This is a genomic window from Mycobacterium zoologicum (assembly GCF_020181635.2).
Lineage (GTDB): Bacteria > Actinomycetota > Actinomycetes > Mycobacteriales > Mycobacteriaceae > Mycobacterium > Mycobacterium zoologicum.
This window is the reverse complement of sequence record NZ_JAYJJS010000004.1, coordinates 139405-156164: the sequence shown is the minus strand read 5'-3', so window position 1 is coordinate 156164 and position 16760 is coordinate 139405. Positions and strand designations below refer to the sequence as shown.

General features: G+C 71.2%; 14 protein-coding genes. 4 read left to right on the top strand and 10 right to left on the bottom strand.

The window, feature by feature from the left end; all coding sequences use genetic code 11:
- Nucleotides 1–4 precede the first annotated feature (4 nt).
- Together K6T84_RS04950 and K6T84_RS04945 are read right to left on the bottom strand one after the other, a co-directional pair.
- Nucleotides 5–250, bottom strand: a complete 246-nt coding sequence (locus K6T84_RS04950; protein ID WP_225400421.1) for a WhiB family transcriptional regulator — start codon at nt 248–250, stop codon at nt 5–7.
- 231 nt (nt 251–481) lie between these two features.
- A complete protein-coding gene (locus K6T84_RS04945) occupies nt 482–2581 on the bottom strand; it encodes an ATP-dependent DNA helicase UvrD2 (RefSeq protein ID WP_225402039.1) in 2100 nt (699 codons plus the stop codon).
- A gap of 44 nt (nt 2582–2625) precedes the next feature.
- On the opposite strand from K6T84_RS04945, the gene K6T84_RS04940 reads away from it, so the two are divergent.
- On the top strand, nt 2626–2886 hold the full coding sequence (locus tag K6T84_RS04940) for a mycoredoxin (protein WP_225400422.1): 261 nt from the start codon (nt 2626–2628) through the stop codon (nt 2884–2886).
- An 8-nt stretch (nt 2887–2894) separates the two neighbouring features.
- Here the strand turns inward: K6T84_RS04940 and nudC are convergent, their stop codons facing one another.
- Genes nudC through K6T84_RS04920 form a run of 4 tightly spaced genes read right to left on the bottom strand, consistent with a single transcriptional unit; the run spans nt 2895 to nt 11282 of the window.
- The gene (gene nudC, locus K6T84_RS04935; RefSeq protein ID WP_225400423.1) at nt 2895–3818 is read right to left on the bottom strand and encodes an NAD(+) diphosphatase; all 924 of its coding nucleotides are present in this window, start codon (nt 3816–3818) and stop codon (nt 2895–2897) included.
- The gene (locus tag K6T84_RS04930) at nt 3815–4891 is read right to left on the bottom strand and encodes a potassium channel family protein (protein ID WP_224861806.1); all 1077 of its coding nucleotides are present in this window, start codon (nt 4889–4891) and stop codon (nt 3815–3817) included. The genes nudC and K6T84_RS04930 overlap by 4 nt, the downstream gene beginning before the upstream one ends.
- A 56-nt stretch (nt 4892–4947) precedes the next feature.
- Nucleotides 4948–8202: an ATP-dependent helicase gene (locus K6T84_RS04925; protein WP_225400424.1), complete on the bottom strand. Its 3255-nt coding sequence runs from the start codon at nt 8200–8202 to the stop codon at nt 4948–4950.
- Complete coding sequence (locus K6T84_RS04920) at nt 8199–11282, bottom strand: ATP-dependent helicase (RefSeq protein WP_225400425.1); 3084 nt, start codon at nt 11280–11282, stop codon at nt 8199–8201. Before K6T84_RS04920 ends, K6T84_RS04925 begins: the two co-directional genes overlap by 4 nt.
- Nucleotides 11283–11360: 78 nt before the next feature.
- On the opposite strand from K6T84_RS04920, the gene K6T84_RS04915 reads away from it, so the two are divergent.
- Complete coding sequence (locus K6T84_RS04915) at nt 11361–12146, top strand: alpha/beta fold hydrolase (protein WP_224861812.1); 786 nt, start codon at nt 11361–11363, stop codon at nt 12144–12146.
- Entirely contained in the window at nt 12146–12442 is a 297-nt protein-coding gene (locus tag K6T84_RS04910) for an MGMT family protein (RefSeq protein WP_225400426.1), read from the top strand. Before K6T84_RS04915 ends, K6T84_RS04910 begins: the two co-directional genes overlap by 1 nt.
- 11 nt (nt 12443–12453) lie before the next feature.
- Here the strand turns inward: K6T84_RS04910 and K6T84_RS04905 are convergent, their stop codons facing one another.
- The 3 genes from K6T84_RS04905 to K6T84_RS04895 form a co-directional block, all read right to left on the bottom strand.
- A complete protein-coding gene (locus tag K6T84_RS04905) occupies nt 12454–13308 on the bottom strand; it encodes a TIGR02569 family protein (RefSeq protein ID WP_224861816.1) in 855 nt (284 codons plus the stop codon).
- A gap of 89 nt (nt 13309–13397) precedes the next feature.
- Entirely contained in the window at nt 13398–14576 is a 1179-nt protein-coding gene (gene moeZ / locus K6T84_RS04900; protein ID WP_225400427.1) for an adenylyltransferase/sulfurtransferase MoeZ, read from the bottom strand.
- 4 nt (nt 14577–14580) lie between these two features.
- Nucleotides 14581–15612, bottom strand: coding sequence for a DUF3152 domain-containing protein (locus K6T84_RS04895; protein WP_224861820.1), 1032 nt, complete (start codon nt 15610–15612; stop codon nt 14581–14583).
- Nucleotides 15613–15829: 217 nt separating this feature from the next.
- Here K6T84_RS04895 and fasR point away from each other — a divergent pair, with 217 nt between their 5' ends.
- The gene (gene fasR / locus K6T84_RS04890) at nt 15830–16513 is read left to right on the top strand and encodes an HTH-type transcriptional activator FasR (protein ID WP_225400428.1); all 684 of its coding nucleotides are present in this window, start codon (nt 15830–15832) and stop codon (nt 16511–16513) included.
- On the opposite strand, the gene K6T84_RS04885 is transcribed toward fasR, so the two are convergent.
- Nucleotides 16503–16748, bottom strand: coding sequence for a DUF3107 domain-containing protein (locus tag K6T84_RS04885; protein ID WP_224861824.1), 246 nt, complete (start codon nt 16746–16748; stop codon nt 16503–16505). The genes fasR and K6T84_RS04885 overlap by 11 nt on opposite strands.
- Nucleotides 16749–16760: the final 12 nt, after the last annotated feature.

Below are 16760 nucleotides of genomic sequence, written 5' to 3'. Positions count from 1 at the left end.
TCGCTTACGCCGCCAGCGGTTCCTTGCGCGGCCGCCCACGCGGCCGTTTGCGGCCGATGACGGTGCCGCGGTCGAGGATCTCGCCGCCCCACACCCCCCACGGTTCGGCGCGCTGCAACGCCACCGCCAGGCACCGCTGACGGATCGGGCAGTCGCCGCACAGCGTCTTGGCCCGCTCCAGGTCGGCGGGGTTCTCCGAGAACCACAGGTCGGGTGCGGTGCGACACGGCAACCGCAATCGGTTCTTCATCGGGATGCTCCTAGCTGGAAAATGAAAAATGGCCACGGATCCTCAGGGGGGTCCGCGGCCATCGGGTCGGTCAGTTGACGGGCTAACCGAAACCACGATGCACGGACACGCCGGCAGCGGCATGCGCTGCGGCGGGTGCGGCGGCTACCGCGACCGTGCTTCGGGTGGTCATGGTTAGGCAGGTTAACGGTTGAGCCGCGGGATGCACAACCGATTTTCTGACCTGCGGATTCAGCCGCGGTTGCGGACCAGCTCCAGCACGTCGGAGCCGAACTGTTCCAGCTTGCGCGCACCGATGCCCGGGATCGCCACCAGCGCGGCCTCGTCCACCGGCAGCATCTCGGCGATCGCGGTCAAGGTGTTGTCGGAAAAGACGATGTAGGCGGGCACTTTCAGCTCGGTGGCGGTGCGCAGCCGCCAGTCCTTGAGCGCCACCAGCAGCTCAGTGTCGACATCGGCCGCGCAGGTCTCGCACCGGCTCAACATGATGGCGGCCGGGGTGGCCAGGTCCTTGCTGCAGACCCGGCAGCGTTTCGGGGCGCCGCGGGCCCGGCGCTTGGCCGGAGTGGCGGCAACGTCGGCCTGCGGCGCGATCCCCTGCAAGAACCGCGACGGTTTGCGCGACGCCCGCCCGCCCGGGGCGCGGGCCAGCGCCCAGCTCAACGCCAGGTGAATGCGCGCGCGGGTAACACCGACATAGAGCAGCCGGCGTTCCTCTTCGACGGCTTCGCTGTCCGGGCCGTGCGCCAGGGCATGCGAGATCGGCAGCGTGCCGTCGGCCAGGCCCACCAGGAACACCGCGTCCCACTCCAGGCCCTTGGCGGCGTGCAGCGACGCCAGCGTGACGCCCTGAACGGTCGGTGGGTGCCGGGAGTCGGCGCGCATCCGCAGCTCGGCCAGCAGCGCAGGCAGGTCCAGGTCCGGGCGCTGGGCCACTTCGTCGTCGACGAGCTCGGCCAGCGCACCGAGGGCCTCCCAGCGTTCCCGCGCCTGGGCTCCGGCGGGCGGCTCGGCGGTCAGCCCGAGCGGCTCCAGCACCGCACGCACCAGCACCGGCAGGGCCTGGCCTTCGGTGTCGCGCTGGGCGACCCGCTGCAACGCGACCAGCGCCTGGCGGATCTCCTGGCGGGTGAAGAATCCCTCTCCCCCGCGCACCTGGTAGGCGACACCGGCCTCGGTGAGCGCCTCCTCGTAGACCTCCGACTGCGCGTTGATCCGGTACAGCACCGCGATCTCGGCCGCGGCGGTGCCGCCCTGGATCAGCCGGGCGATCGACTTGGCCACCGCGGTGGCCTCGGCGACCTCGTCGAGGTGCTCCCGGAAGGTGGGCGTCGGGCCGGACTCGCGCTGACCGATCAGCTTCAGCTTGCTGCCCGCCACCCGCCCGCGGGCGGCGGCGATCACCCGGTTGGCCAGTGCTACCACCTCCGGGGTGGAGCGGTAGTCACGTTCGAGGCGCACCAGCGCGGCGTCGGGGAAGCGGCGGGTGAAGTCGAGCAGGTAGCGCGGCGAGGCGCCGGTGAACGAGTAGATGGTCTGGTTGGCGTCACCGACGACGGTCAGGTCGTCGCGCTGGCCCAGCCAGGCCGACAGCACCCGCTGCTGCAGCGGGGTGACGTCCTGGTATTCGTCGACGACGAAGCAGCGGTAGCGGTCCCGGAACTCCGCGGCCACCGCCGCATCGTTCTCGATGGCGGCGGCGGTGTGCAGCAGCAGGTCGTCGAAGTCGAGCATCGTGACTTCACCGCGGACCTTCAGCGCCTCATACCCGGCGTAGACCTGCGCCAGCTGCGCGGCATCCACCGGGGTGTCGCGGCCGGCGGCGGCGACGGCCTCGGGATACTGCTCCGGGGAGATCAGGGACGCCTTGGCCCACTCGATCTCACCAGCCACGTCGCGCACGTCGTCGTTGGACAGGCGCAGCCCGGCATGGCCGGCGGCGCGGGCCACGACCCCGAACTTGCGGTCCAGCAGCTCCCAGGAGGTATCGCCGACCACCCGCGGCCAGAAGTAGCGCAGCTGTCGGCGCGCGGCGGCGTGGAAGGTCAGCGCCTGAACGCTGCCCACGCCACTGCCACCGTTGACCGCGTTGCCCAGCGCGCGCAACCGGGAGCGCATCTCCCCGGCGGCACGCTGGGTGAACGTGACCGCCAGCACCTGCCCGGCCGCGACATGACCGCCGGCCACCAGCGCTGCGATCCGGTGGGTGATGGTGCGGGTCTTGCCGGTCCCGGCGCCGGCCAGCACACACACCGGCCCGCGCGGCGCCAGCACGGCGGCACGCTGCTCGTCGTCCAGTGCGGCGATCAGCGAGTCGGCCATGGTGACCATCTTGACAGGCACCTCTGACTCGCCTTCGACTAGTTTGGACAGCTATGACCGTTAGCGATCCGCCGCTCATCATGTACACCACGCAGTGGTGCGGGTATTGCCGCCAGCTCAAGAAGTCCCTGGAGAAGTTCGAGATCGCCTACGACGAGATCGACATCGAGATGGACCCGACCGCCGCGGAGTTCGTCGCCTCGGCCAACGGCGGCAACCGGACGGTGCCGACGCTGCGTTTCGCCGACGGCTCCACGCTGACGAACCCGACCGGGCGTGAGGTCAAGGCGAAGCTGGAGCGGCTGGGCGGCTGAACCCCGACTCAGCTCCCGGCTTCGGCCCAGGATTCGATGATGGTCCGGGCGATCGAGATCGAGCCGGGCAGTAGCAGTTTCGCGTCCGCGTTGCCGCCGTCCCAGGCACCGGCGGCCAGGGCGGCCCGCACCTCGTCGCGGGTGAACCAGTTGGCCTCGGTGATCTCGCCGTCGCTGAAAACAAACTCCTCGCCCCGGTCGGCGACCGCGTGAAAGCCCACCATCAGCGAGCGCGGGAACGGCCAGGGCTGGCTGCCCAGATAGGTCACCTCCCGCACCGACAGTCCGACCTCTTCGCGCACCTCGCGGGCCACGCAGGCCTCGAACGACTCGCCCGCCTCGACGAATCCGGCCAGCAGCGAGAACATCCGGACCGGCCAGTTGTGCTGGCGAGCCAGCACCACCCGATCGGCGCCGTCATGCACCAGGCAGATCACCGCCGGATCGATCCGCGGGAACTCCTCGGCACCGGTGAGCGGATTGGTTCGCGCCCACCCGCTGCGCGCCGAGCGGGTCGCTGTGCCGTCGACCGGCGAAAACCGCGCGCTGTCATGCCAATTCAGTAGAGCTATGGCTGAGGACACCAGCTGGGCGCTGGCGTCGTCGAAGATGTCGCCGGTCGCACGCAGGTCCAGCACGCTGACATCGGAGCCGGGCGGGGCCTGCAGCGCGCCGCGGACCGCCCAGACATGCCGGCCGTCGTCGATACGGCCGAGGAAGACCGCGTCGGCCGGCGGGGTTGCGCCGAGTTCGCGCGCGTCGTGCAGCACCACCCGGCCGTCGGCGACCAGCACCTGATTGCGCGGGTCCACCCGCATCAGCGCCGCGGCCGACCAGCCCGCGACGGCGGCGTCGGTGTCGGAACGCAACTGGTCGGCCCGATCCGCCCCGACCCGCGACAGCAGGGGCACCTGGTGCAGCCGGAAGGTCACTGGTTGCCCATCGTTCGCACATAGAGCAGCCGGTCGCCGTCCTCAATGGCGTCCACGTCCGGGGTGTCCAGCCGCAACAGCCGGCCTTCCCGGACCACACCGAGCACGATCTCATTGAGGTGCTTGGCCGATGCGCCGACCTCGTTGCGCTCCACCTCCCGTTCGGCGATGGCGTAGCCGGCGTCCGGGGTGAGCAGATCCTCGATGATCTCGACCACGTTGGGCGTGGTGGTGGCGATGCCGAGCAGCCGCCCGGCGGTCTCGGAGGACACCACCACCGAGTTGGCGCCGGACTGCTCCAGCAGGTGCTGGTTCTCGGCTTCGCGGATGGCCGCCACGATGGTTGCCTCTGGAGCGATCTCGCGGGCGGTCAGGGTGACCAGCGCCGCGGTGGCATCCGAGCCGGTGGCCACCACGATCGCCGACGCGCGCTGTGCGCTGGCCAGCCGCAGCACATCCGACCGGGTCGCATCGCCGTCGACGGTCACCAGCCCGGCGGCTTTGGCGCGGTCGAGGACGGCCTTGTCGTTGTCCACTACGACGATGTCACTCGGGGTGGTCTCGTCGTCGCCGAGCATGGCGGCGATCGCCGTCTTCCCCTTGGTGCCGTAGCCGATCACGATGGTGTGGTCTTTCACTCTTTTCCTCCAACGCTGAATCCGGAATGCCTGCTGGGAGGTCTCGGTGAACGCCTCCACGGTCGTTCCGACCAGCAGGATCAGAAAGGCGATCCGCAGCGGGGTGATGATCAGCACGTTGATCATGCGGGCGAACTCGGTGACGGGTGTGATGTCGCCGTACCCGGTCGTCGACAGGGTCACCGCCGAGTAGTACAGGCAGTCCAGGAAAGTCAGCCGGTCACCCTGCACATCCTGGTAGCCGTCGCGGTCGGCGTAGACGAACAACGCGGACACCACCAGTGCCGCCAGCGCGATGAGGCTTCGCTTGTAGACGGTACGGCCGGGACTGGACTGCCCTTGTGGGATGCGCAGTACGCCGACGAGCGCGTGGCTGGGTTGGGCGGTCAGCGACTCGTCGAGCCGACGCAACCGCCGCCAGCTAGCTCCTGCCACGACGAACGGTCATCGGTCGCACCTGATGCACGGACCCACTGTAACCACACGGGTGGTCAACAGTTCAGCAGTGCGGCGAGCTCGGTCAAACCGGGCAGCTCGTCGGGGACGACGGTGGTGCCGCTGCGCACGTAGTGGAAGGCCGCCCGTACCTGCGATTCCGGGCAACCGGTCAGTGCCGCCCAGGCCAGCCGGTAAACCCCGAGCTGGACGGTGGCGTGTCGGCGTGCCTCGGGCCCGTCGGGGGCGGCGCCGGTCTTCCAGTCGACCACGGTGACCCCGCCGTCCGGGTCGGCGAACACCGCGTCGATACGGCCGCGCACCAGGGTCTGCCCGACGGCCATCTCGAAGGGCACCTCGACGTCGGTCGGGGTGCGGGCGGCCCATGGCGAATCCAGGAACGCCGTCTGCAGTGCGGCCAGGTCCTGCGCGTCGGCCCGGGCCTGGTCGGCGTCGGCGGCACCGGGCAGGTCGTCGAGTTCGAACAGCCGCTCGGCGCCGTAGAGACGCTGCACCCACTCGTGAAATGCGGTGCCCAACAACGCATGCGGGTCGGGGCGATTCGGCAGCCGGCGGGTGAGCCGCTGGGCGGCGCCGTCCGGGTCGCGACTCAGCTCGACCAGGTTGCTCACCGAGACCTGGCCGGGCAGGAGGCGTTGCGGCGGCTCGGCGGCGCGGGCCCGCTCGGCCAGCAGCGCCTCGACCTCGACAGACCATGAGCCGGCCTGCCGGCCCTCGGGCTCGCCGGCGGCCAGCGCCCCGGCGACCAATGCCGCACCGCGCTCGACATCACTGCGCCGGCCGGCCAGCGGGTCGGCCGGCCAACTGGCTTCGACGGCGACCTCCGACAGGGGGTTGGGCTCACCGGGGGCGGGTTCCGGCGCCCACTGGTCGACGGTTCCGCAGGGCGATCCGGCGGCGGCCGAGTCGTCGAGGACGGCCTTGAGCTCGGTGAGGAACTCCGACGGACCGCGCGGCGTAGCCTCACCCGACCCCCAATGGTGGCCGGAGACCAGCAGGGTGTCCTCGGCGCGGGTGACCGCGACGTAGAGCAGTCGGCGCTCCTCGTCGACCCGGCGTTGGTCCAGCCGGCGCTGATGCCCCTCGATGGACTCCTGCAGTTGCTTGCGGTTGGTGACCGCCTCGACGTCGAGCAGCGGGACGCCGTGATCGCCGGATCGGGCCCGGTCGCCACGCAGCAGCGGCGGCAGTTCGGCGGCATCGGAGAGCCAGTTGCGCCGCGACGCGGTGGAGGGAAACACCCGAGACACCAGATGCGGCACCGCCACCACCTGCCATTCCAGGCCCTTGGCAGCATGCACGGTGAGGATCTGTACCCGGTCTGCGGCAACCACGGGGGCCGCGGGCGCCAGCCCGTTCTCCGCATCGGCGGCCGCCGCTAGGTAGCCCAGCAGGCCAGACAGGCTGGCCACTCCCCCGCCGCCGGGTTCGACATAGCCGGCGACCACATCGGCGAACGCGTCGAGCTGCTCGGTGCCCGACGCCTCGCCGGTCACCGGCTGCCCGGCACGCACCTCGGTGTCCAGGCCGAGCACCCGGCGCACCTCGGCGACGAGGTCGGGCAGCGGATGCCACAGGTGGCCGCGCAGCACCCTCAGTTCCTCGGCCAGGGCGACGATACGGCGGTGCCCGGCGGCCGAATACCCTTCGGCGGGGCCGGGATCGGCGAGTGCGTCGGCCAGGCAGGCGGTGTCGGAGTCGACTCCGGCCGCGGCGGCGATCTCGGTGGCCGATTCACCAGGATGGCCGGGCCGGGCCAATTGTGTTGCGCGCCGCCACAATGCGGCCAGGTCAGCAGCCCCGATCCGCCACCGCGCACCGGTCAGCACCCGCATCGCCGCGGACCCGGCGGTCGGCTCCTGGATCAGCCTCAGCATCGCGACCAGGTCAGCGACCTCCGGCACCGACAGCAGGCCGGCCAGTCCCACCACCTCCACCGGGACACCGCGGGCCCGGATCGCCTCGGCCAGCGGCGCGGCATCGGCGTTGCGCCGCACCAGCACTGCCGCCGTCGGCGGGGCGACACCCTCGGCGGCGGCCCGCGCATAGTGCTGCGCCAACTGGTCGGCGACCCACCGCTGTTCGGCGTTGACGTCAGGCAACAGGGCAAGACGCACATCGCCCGGCGGTGCATCCGGGCGGGGCCGCAGCGACTGCACGGTGACCGAGCGCTGCCGGGCCTGCGCGGAGATCTCATTGGCCAGGTGCAGCACCTCCGGCGGGTTGCGCCAGCTGGTCCGCAGTTCCAGGGTGGGCGCGGGACTGCCGTCGGACAGCGGGAAGTCGGTGGCGAATCGGGGCAGGTTGGTCGCCGAGGCGCCGCGCCAGCCGTAGATCGACTGGATCGGGTCGCCCACCGCTGTGAGCGCCAGGCCGTCGTCGGCACCACGGCCGAACAACGCCGACAAGGCGATGCGCTGGGCGTGTCCGGTGTCCTGGTACTCATCGAGCAACACCACCCGGTAGGTGGCCCGCAGCCGGGCGCCGACGGCCTCGTCGGCCTGTGCCAGCCGGGCAGCGGTGGACATCTGGGCTCCGAAGTCCATCACCCGCTCCGCGCTCATCCGCTGGTGCAGGGCGTCGATGAGCGGTACCAGTTCGGCGCGACCGGTCTGGGTGTCCAGCATTTTCAGCAGCGCCTGGTTCGGTTCGACGCGCTGACGCGGGCCCGGCGGCAGGGTGTGGACCAGACGCTCCAGCTCCAGGTGGGTGTCGCGCAGTGCATCGGTATCCACCAGGTGCTCGGCGAGCTGGCCGGCCAGCCCCAGCACCGCCCGGGTGACCGCGGCCGGGTCCCGGTCGGTGCGCAGCTCGCCGGGATGGCTGTTGACCACGTCGAAGGCCAGCTGCCACAGTCCGGTCTCGGTGAGCAGCCGGGTGTCGGGTTCGATCCCCAGGCGCAGCCCGTGCTCACGCAGCAACGCACCGGCGAAGGCGTGATACGTGCTGACGGTGGGAGCCGCCGGAGCGGCATCGGGCCCGGCGCCGACTGGTTCGGGGATCACCAGCCCGACCCCCGCGAGCCGGGCCAGGCGGGAACGGACCCGGCGCAGCAGCTGACCGGCGGCCTTGCGGGTGAACGTCAGCCCCAGCACCTGGCCGGGGTCGGCGTGGCCGTTGGCCACCAGCCACACCACCCGGGCTGCCATGGTCTCGGTCTTGCCGGCGCCGGCGCCGGCGATCACCACCAGCGGGCCCGGCGGGGCGGCGATCACCGCGGCCTGCTCGTCGGTGGGCTGGTGCAGCCCGAGCGCGGACGCCAGTTCGGCGGGGTCGTAACGATGCGTCATGCGTCGCTCCCTGTGTGGGCGGGGCAGATCGGCCGGACCGGGCAGTGCCGGCAGCCGAGGTTGACCCGGGCGGTGAACTCCGGGCCTGCGGTGGCCGCGGCGGCCTCGGCGATCCGTTCCCGCCACTGCTGACTGGTGTCGGGGGTGAGCGGGTCCTGGTCGCGTTCGGTGGCGCCGCCGTCGCGGGGTTTGGCCGGGTAGACCAGCCGGGCGCCGCCGGGCACTTCGCCGGATCCGACCAGGCCGGCTTCCACGGCGAGCTGGTAGACGGCCAACTGGGCGTGCTGTTGCGCGTCGTCCTTGGTGGCCGGGCTCTTGGCGGTCTTGACGTCGACCACCACCAGCCGGTCGGCGGCATCGCGTTCGACCCGGTCGATGCGCCCGCGCAACCGGACCCCGTCGCCGGCGTCGATCACCCCGTCGAAGGCGATCTCGGTGCCGACTTCGGTGAACTGGTCGCGGGTCTGCGCCCGCCACTCCAGGAAGGTTTCCAGCATGGCGCGGTGCCGGTCACGCTCGTTGGCCGCATACCACTGCGCGTCGAACGGCAGCTGCTGCCAGGCTCGGTCCAGTTCGGCGAGCAGCTGTTCGCGGGTACCCGACGATTGGGCGACCAGCGCGTGCATCACCGATCCGATGGTCGAGCGCAGGTCGCGGCCGTCGGCGCCGCCGTGCCGTTCGGCCAGCCAGCGCAGCGGGCAGTCCAGCAAATTCCCCAGCGCCGACGGTGACAGCGTGACGGGCGGCCCGGTCCCGGTGTGCCACAGCGGTTCGGTGGAGCTGACCGGCGTGGTGCCGTACCAATCGTCCGGGTCGGCGCCGGGCACCCCAGCCCGAGCCAACCTGGCCAATTGCGTTGCTGCCTGGGATCGTTCATCATCACCGACCGCGTCATCCGGCGCGCAGACCACGGCCCGAAGCCGTCCGACGAGCCCGGCCGCCGACAGCACCGGCGGGGCCACCACCGGCGGCACCCGCACGGCCCTCTCCCCGGTCGTGCAGCCGAGAAGTTCGGTGAGGAACTCCGACGGGATCTGCTCGTCACCACCGGCCTCCCCGTCGACCGCGGTGACCATCAGACTGCGCCGCGCCCGGCCCATCGCGGCCACCAGCAGACGGCGCTCCTCGGCGAGCAGCGGCGCCCGGGCCGAGACGTCGTCACCGAGACCGCGCAGGGCGTCCAGCAGCCGCTGGGTTCCCAGCACTCCGCCGCGCGGAATGGTATTGGGCCACAGTCCCTCCTGAACGCCGGCTATCACCACCAGGTCCCATTCGCGTCCGAGCGCGGCGTGCGCGCTGAGCACATCGACCGTCTCGGTGCCCGTTGCCGGTTCGGCGCGCGGCGCCACCAACTGCATGGCGGTGACGTACTCGATGAGTCCCGCCAAGCTGGCCCCGGCAGTGCGCGCCGCATACTGCTCGGCCAGGTCGAACAATGCGGTCACCGCGTCCAGGTCCCGACCGGCCTGCGCTCCGGCCGGGCCGCCCCGCTCGGCGGCTGAGAGCCAACGTTGTTGCAGCCCTGAGCGATTCCATGCCTGCCACAGGGTGTGGTGCGGGTCGTGGCCCTGGGCATGGCTGCGTGCCGCGGCCTGCAACACCGCGTGCACCCGGCGCAGCGGCCGGATATGGCCGGCCGGCAGCGAGCCGGTGTCGCCGCGCAGCGCCGCCGCCAGCCGGTCATCCTGCTCGTCGCCACCTCCCCGGCGCAGAGCCCGCTGCAGCTGCCGCAACGAGATCGGGTCCACCCGGCCGATCGGCCCGGTGAGCAGTGCCAGCGCCCGGGGCTCGTCGACCCCGCGGGCCGTGCATTCCAGCACGCTGAGCAGCGCGGCCACCGCCGGCTGTTCGGCGAGCAGCCCGCCGCCTGCCGGAACGCTCACCGGGATACCAGCGGCGGCCAGGACGCGGGGCAGCCGGGCGGCCGCGCGCGGCACCGAGCGGACGATCACCGCCATCTGCGACCACGGCACCCCGTCGATCAGGTGGGCGCGGCGCAGGGTGTCGGCGATCAGGGCGGCCTCGGCGTGCCCGGTGGCCGCGGTGCGCACGGTCACCGATCCGGCATCGGACCCGGTGCCCTCCAGGCGCCGGGTGGCGCTGATGCCGGGCAGCCGCCGGCCGACGGCGTTGACGGCCGCGACCACCGCCGGGGCGCACCGGTGCGACGTCGTCAAAGCAACCACGGGCACCGTGGCCCCGTCAGCCAACAACGCCGCGGGTTCGGCACCGCGAAATCCGTACACCGCCTGATCCGGATCCCCGGCGATCACGGTGCTCTGGACTCCGGCGGCCAACACCCGCACCAGCCGGGCGGCCTGCGGGTCGAGTTGCTGGGCGTCGTCAACCAGCAGCAGCCGGATGCGGCTGCGCGCCTCGGCCAGCAGCTCGGCGTCGGCGGCGAACGCCTCCAGGGCGGCCCCGACCAGCTCGGCGGCGCCCAGCGCCGGCGTGGTCGCCTGCGGTGCGGCGGTGCCGACCGCGGCCCGCAGCAGCATCACCTGCTCGTACTGCTGAGCGAAGCGGCCAGCGGCCGTCCACTCCGGGCGGCGGTGCTGTTTGCCCAGCCTGATCAGCTGCGCGGGGTCGACGCCGCGTTCGGCGCAGCGCGCCATCAGGTCCCGCAGTTCGGTGGCGAAGCCGTCGGTGGCCAGCGCGGCGTGCAGCGACGCCGGCCAGGCGCCGGCGCCGTCGCCGGCGAGCAGTTCGCGGATGACGCTGTCCTGCTCGGCGCCGGTGACCAGCCGGGGCGGAGCGGCCTCGGCCCGCCGGGCGGCGCGCTGCAGCACCGCGAACGCATAGCTGTGCACGGTGCGCACCACCGATTCGCGGATCACCGACCGGCCGGCGGGGCGGGCACCCAGCAGTGCCGCCGTCATCGCCGCACGCGCAGCGGTGCTGACGCGGCCGGGGGTGAGCAGCAGCACCGATTCCGGGTCGACGCCGCCGGCTACATGGGCGACGGCCGCATCCACCAGCAGGCTGGTCTTGCCGGTGCCGGGCCCGCCCAGGACGCGCAGCACCCCGCGCCGCGCCGGGTCCAGCGCGGCGCACGCGTCGGGACTCCAGCGTTGCGACATGCCGACATCACAGCATTGGGGTGTGACAAGTCCCGGTCGGCGCAGCGTCGACGCGCCGCGGCTGGCAGCATCACCGAGGTGAGCGATCTCCTGCATGTGCACCGCTACGGCCCACCCGGACCGGTTCGAATCCTGGCGATTCACGGCCTGACCGGCCACGGCCAACGCTGGCAGCATCTGGCCGATGATCACCTGGCCGAGTTCGGGGTCGTCGCACCGGATCTGCTCGGACACGGCCGTTCGTCGTGGGCGGCCCCGTGGAGCATCGACGCCAACGTCGCCGAGCTCGCGGCACTGTTGGAGACGGCCGCCGATCAGCCGGTCGTAGTGGTGGCGCATTCGTTCGGCGGCGCCGTCGCCCTGCAGCTGGCCGCCGCCCGCCCGGATCTGGTGGCCGCGCTGGTCCTGCTCGACCCGGCGGCCGGCTTGGACGGCGCCTGGATGGCGCGGATCGCCGACGCGATGCTGGCGTCCCCCGACTACCCCGACGCCGCCGAGGCACGCGCGGAGAAGGAGCACGGCTCCTGGTCGGATGTTCCGGCGGCCGTACTCGACGCCGAAGTCGACGAACACCTCATCACGTTGCCCAGTGGACGCGTCGGCTGGCGGATCAGCGTGCCGGCGATGATGTCGTACTGGAGCGAGTTGGCCCGCCCGCTGGCACTGCCCGACGCGACGCCGACGACACTGGTGCGGGCCACCCACACATCGCCGCCGTATGTGAGCCAGCAGCTCATCACCGCGCTCGAAGAGCGCCCAGGAACGGATTTCCGGTTGGTGGACATCGACTCTCAGCACATGGTGCCGCACGCCCAGCCGGCCGCAGTCGCGGCGCTGATCCGCGAGCGGTTGCCGGTGATCTGATGGCCCCGGTGACCGAAGACCAGGTCGAGCTGGTGCGCGCGCTGGCCGCCGCGATACCTGCCGGCCGGGTCGCCACCTACGGTGACGTCGCCGATGCCGCAGGGCTTTCCAGTCCGCGCATCGTCGGATGGATCATGCGCACCGATTCCGCCGACCTGCCCTGGCACCGGGTGATCCGGGCATCGGGGCGACCGGCGGCGCACCTGCAGACCGCGCAACTGGAACGCCTGCGCGCCGAAGGAGTGCTGGCCGACGACGGGCGGGTCCGGCTCAGCGAGGCGCGGCACCGGTTCTGAAAGAGCAGCCGCTACAGCGCCAGACGCACCAGCGCCGCGGTACGCGCCAGGCCTGGGAACGCCTCCGCCGTCGACCGCGGATGCAAAGCATGCACCGCGAGCCGGAACATCAAGGCACGCAACAACATCTGCGGCCACTCCGGCAGCGTCTCCCAGCGCTCGATCAGACCGTCGTCGGCGTCGCCCCAGGACAGCGCGTCCACCACCACCACCCCGGCCGCCCACGACGCCGGTCGCCAGTAGGGGGTGATGTCGGTGATGCCCGGTGCGGCGGCGCCGGAGAACAGCACCGTGCCGTACAGGTCGCCGTGCACCAGCTGGCTGGCGCTCTTGGTCGGTTTACGAAGCGTCGCAAGCTGATTGATCAGGTCGATCGACCGCTGGCCGTCCACCGAACCCGGGGCCAGCCGAGCGCCGCCCTGCAGCGAGGCGAACGGACGGTCCTCCCACGCGGCCCGGTCCGCAGCGATGAACACGTCGACGTCGGCCCACGGCGCCACCGGCGCCTGGGTCAGGAACCGGGGCCGCTCCATCTTGGAGGTGGCCTCGTGCAGCCTGGCCGCCGCCGACACCACCTCGTCATGGCGGGGTTCGGGGCTGCCGGCGACGAAGGTGTCCGCGCGCCACCCCGACACCACATAGCGTCCGTCGGTGGAGCGCACCGGACGGGCCAGCCGGATTCCGTCGGCGAACAGTGTCTCGCGCACCTTTGCCGACCAGGCGGCCCTGGCGTGGTCGGCAACCATCGACAGCACCACTTCCCCGCACTTCCAACCGTCTTCCCAGCCGGCGCCGAGTGGGGTGGGTGTGACATTGCGGATGCCGAAGGTTGCCAGCACATGCTCGGGCGGCGGCTCGACTGTCACGCGATAAGAGTAACCGCGGTGATCGCGAGCGCGGCGGAGCCGGGCGCGGCGGGTCACCGCCATCAACACGGCGTACTACGTTCAGAGCGTTAGTACATGACCATGTCGGGCTGCATCTGCTTGGCCCACGCCACAATTCCACCCTGCAGATGGACCGCGTCGGCGAATCCCGCCTTCTTCAGAGTGGCCAAGACCTCCGCGGAGCGCACACCGGTCTTGCAGTACAGCACCGACATCCGGTCCTGCGGCACGCTCGCCAGACCTGCTCCGGTGTTGATCACCGACTGCGGGACCAGCACTGCACCCTCGATGTGGTTGATCGCCCACTCCCCGGGTTCGCGCACGTCGATCAGCGCCGGAGGCCGGTCGGAGTCGAGCAGTTCACGCAGCTCGGCGGGGGTAATAGTAGACCCGGCAACCGCCTCGCCGACCTCCTCGGGGACGACGCCGCACCACGCCTCGTAGTCGGTCAGCTCGGTGATCGGCGGCGTGGCCGGATCCTTGCGGACGGCGATGGTGCGGTAGCTCATCGCGAGCGCGTCGTAGATCATCAGCCGGCCCAGCAGCGACTCACCGATGCCGGTGATCAGCTTGATCGCCTCGGTGCCCATCACCGACCCGACGGAAGCGCACAGCACACCCAGCACGCCGCCCTCCGCGCACGACGGCACCGTTCCCGGCGGTGGGGGTTCGGGGTACAGATCGCGGTAGTTCAGGCCCCGTCCGTCCGGGGCGTCCTCCCAGAACACCGACACCTGGCCCTCGAAGCGGTAGATCGATCCCCACACGTACGGCTTGTGCGCCAGCGCGGCGGCATCGTTGACCAGGTACCGGGTGGCGAAGTTGTCGGTGCCGTCGAGGATCAGGTCGTAGGACTCGAACAGCTCGACAGCGTTGTCCGCGGTCAGCCGCACCTGGTGCAGCCGAACCTGCACCAGTGGGTTGATCGCGGCGATCGAGTCGCGGGCGCTCTCGGCCTTCGAGCGACCCACGTCGGAGACCCCGTGGATGACCTGGCGCTGCAGGTTGGATTCTTCGACGACGTCGTCATCGACGATTCCGAGGGTGCCGACGCCGGCCGCGGCCAGATACAGCAGGGTGGGCGCACCCAGGCCGCCGGCGCCGATGACCAGTACCCGGGCGTTCTTCAGGCGCCGCTGCCCGAGCACGCCGACGTCCGGGATGATCAGGTGGCGGCTGTAGCGGGCCACTTCGTCGCGGGTCAGTTCGGCTGCGGGTTCCACCAACGGTGGCAGTGACGGGGACATCGGCTCAGGCGATCGGGGACGGCCAGGGATTGAATCGGCAGGTCTTACCGTCGGGCTTGACCCATTCCGGATCGAACTTCGCCGCGTCGTCGTTGGACGTGCCGAACGTCTGCTGCATCATCACCGGCGCGAGGCCGTCCTGCTTGTCGCAAGGTTCGTGATGCGAATAGCCGATGGCGTGACCGACCTCGTGGTTGATCAGGTACTGCCGGTAGGACCCGATGTCGCCCTGGAAGGGCACCGCGCCGCGCACCCAGCGGGCCTCGTTGATGAACACCCGCGGCTCCGACTTCGCCCCGTAGGACGGGTTGTAGCAGGACGCCTCCAGCTCGATCTCGTAGCCGCAACCCTCCCGGACCGTCATCGGCGAGGTCAGCGAGATACGGAAGTCAGGTTCGACGCCGCTGGCGGCGTCCACCCGGACGAAGCCGATCTGGGGGGTGTGCGTCCAGCCCTTGGGGTTGCGCAGGGTCTGGTCGACCATCTGAGCGAAGCCCTCGTCGCCGCCGAAGGTGGTGGTGTCGACGCCGTTCTCGACCTCGATGGTGTAGGCGAACACCTTCTCGGTGCCCTGCCCGAACTCCTGCCCGGCGCCGGGTATCACATGCCAGGTCATGTTGCCGGCCACGCTGACCGGCCCGCCGTCGGGCAGGACTCCGGTCGGCAGGTTGACGTCGAACTGGGTCAGGCCGCGCGGCGGCGCACCGATGATCGAGGTGCCGGCCGATCCGATCGTCGGCGGGCTCGAAATCCCGTCTTCGACGTCGTGGGTGCGCACCCCGGTACCGGTCACGGTCTGGTAGACCACCACCACGGTCAGCGCCAGCAGCACCGGAAGCGCGTAGGCCCGCCAGCCGTAGGTGGACACGAACCGGCCCAACCAGCTCTGCTTGCGCCACTGGCGGTGGATGTCGCGCTCAGAGCGCACCCGCCCGGCACCGGCCGCCAGCGGGTCACGCTGGGCGCGCAGCGGTTCACGGAAGCGATCCCGAAGCACCGGGGTTCGACCGCCGTGCCGCCCCGGGTCGTAGGTCACCGTCCCAGGATGACACAGCCACCGCGAGCTGGGACTCTTCGCCGCGCCAACCGGGGGTCATCCGGAGCACCCCGGAAGACGGCCCCGAAGGTATCCGACGTGGCATTGGCGGATGTCGATGGCGGATGTGACGGTCACGGCGCGTAGTCTCGCTGTCACGCACCGGCCGTCGAGTGAGCATGCCCGACGGTCGGCAGAACCGGAGATTGAGGAGTCGATGAGCAAACCGATCGACACGGCTGAGCGCGCCGCCGCAAAGTCGGCCGGGCGCGGCTCTGGCGCTGTCAAGGCAGCGACCGGCAACCGCCGGGGCAGCCGACTGCCCCGTGACGAGCGCCGTGGCCAGCTGCTGATCGCCGCCAGCGAGGTGTTCGTCGACCGTGGCTACCACGCCGCCGGGATGGATGAGATCGCCGACCGTGCCGGTGTCAGTAAACCGATCCTCTACCAGCACTTCGCCTCGAAGCTGGAGCTGTACCTCGCGGTGCTGGCCAAACACGTCGAGAACCTGGTCTCCGGTGTGCGCCAGGCGCTGCGGACCACCACCGACAACCGCCAGCGGGTGCGGTCGGCGGTTCAGGCGTTCTTCGATTTCATCGAGCACGACGGCCAGGGCTACCGGCTGATCTTCGAGAACGACAACGTGGCCGAGCCGCAGGTGGCGGTCCAGGTTCGGGTGGCCACCGAGTCCTGCATCGACGCGGTTTTCGATCTGGTCAGCCACGATTCCGGCCTGGACCCGCACCGCTCCCGGATGGTCGCGGTGGGGTTGGTGGCGATCAGCGTCGACTGCGCCCGCTACTGGCTGGACAGTGACCGCCCGATCTCCAAAGAGGACGCCATCGACGGCACGGTGGCGTTCGCCTGGGGCGGGCTGTCACACGTGCCGCTTATGCGCTAGCGGCGTCCGCGCCGATCCCGAACCCGACCCGGCGGCTGTCCGCGACGCCGATCTCCACGTAGGCGATCTTGGCGGCCTGCACCAGGTAGCGGCGGCCCTTCTCATCGGTCAGGGCGAGCAGTTCCGTGCCCTTCCCCAGCGCGGCGGAGACCAGTTTCTCGACCTCGTCTGGCGTCTGCGAGCTGTTGATGACCAGTTCGCGCGCACTGTCGGTGACCCCGATCTTGACCTCCACGCCGGCCCCTTT

Bases quoted from the DNA above. Each gene is read 5' to 3' on its own strand.
- moeZ (WP_225400427.1), bottom strand. From the start codon at position 14,576: ATGTCCCCGTCACTGCCACCGTTGGTGGAACCCGCAGCCGAACTGACC.
- K6T84_RS04920 (WP_225400425.1), bottom strand. From the start codon at position 11,282: ATGTCGCAACGCTGGAGTCCCGACGCGTGCGCCGCGCTGGACCCGGCG.
- K6T84_RS04925 (WP_225400424.1), bottom strand. From the start codon at position 8,202: ATGACGCATCGTTACGACCCCGCCGAACTGGCGTCCGCGCTCGGGCTG.
- K6T84_RS04910 (WP_225400426.1), top strand. From the start codon at position 12,146: ATGGCCCCGGTGACCGAAGACCAGGTCGAGCTGGTGCGCGCGCTGGCC.
- K6T84_RS04940 (WP_225400422.1), top strand. From the start codon at position 2,626: ATGACCGTTAGCGATCCGCCGCTCATCATGTACACCACGCAGTGGTGC.
- K6T84_RS04945 (WP_225402039.1), bottom strand. From the start codon at position 2,581: ATGGTCACCATGGCCGACTCGCTGATCGCCGCACTGGACGACGAGCAG.
- K6T84_RS04950 (WP_225400421.1), bottom strand. From the start codon at position 250: ATGAAGAACCGATTGCGGTTGCCGTGTCGCACCGCACCCGACCTGTGG.
- fasR (WP_225400428.1), top strand. From the start codon at position 15,830: ATGAGCAAACCGATCGACACGGCTGAGCGCGCCGCCGCAAAGTCGGCC.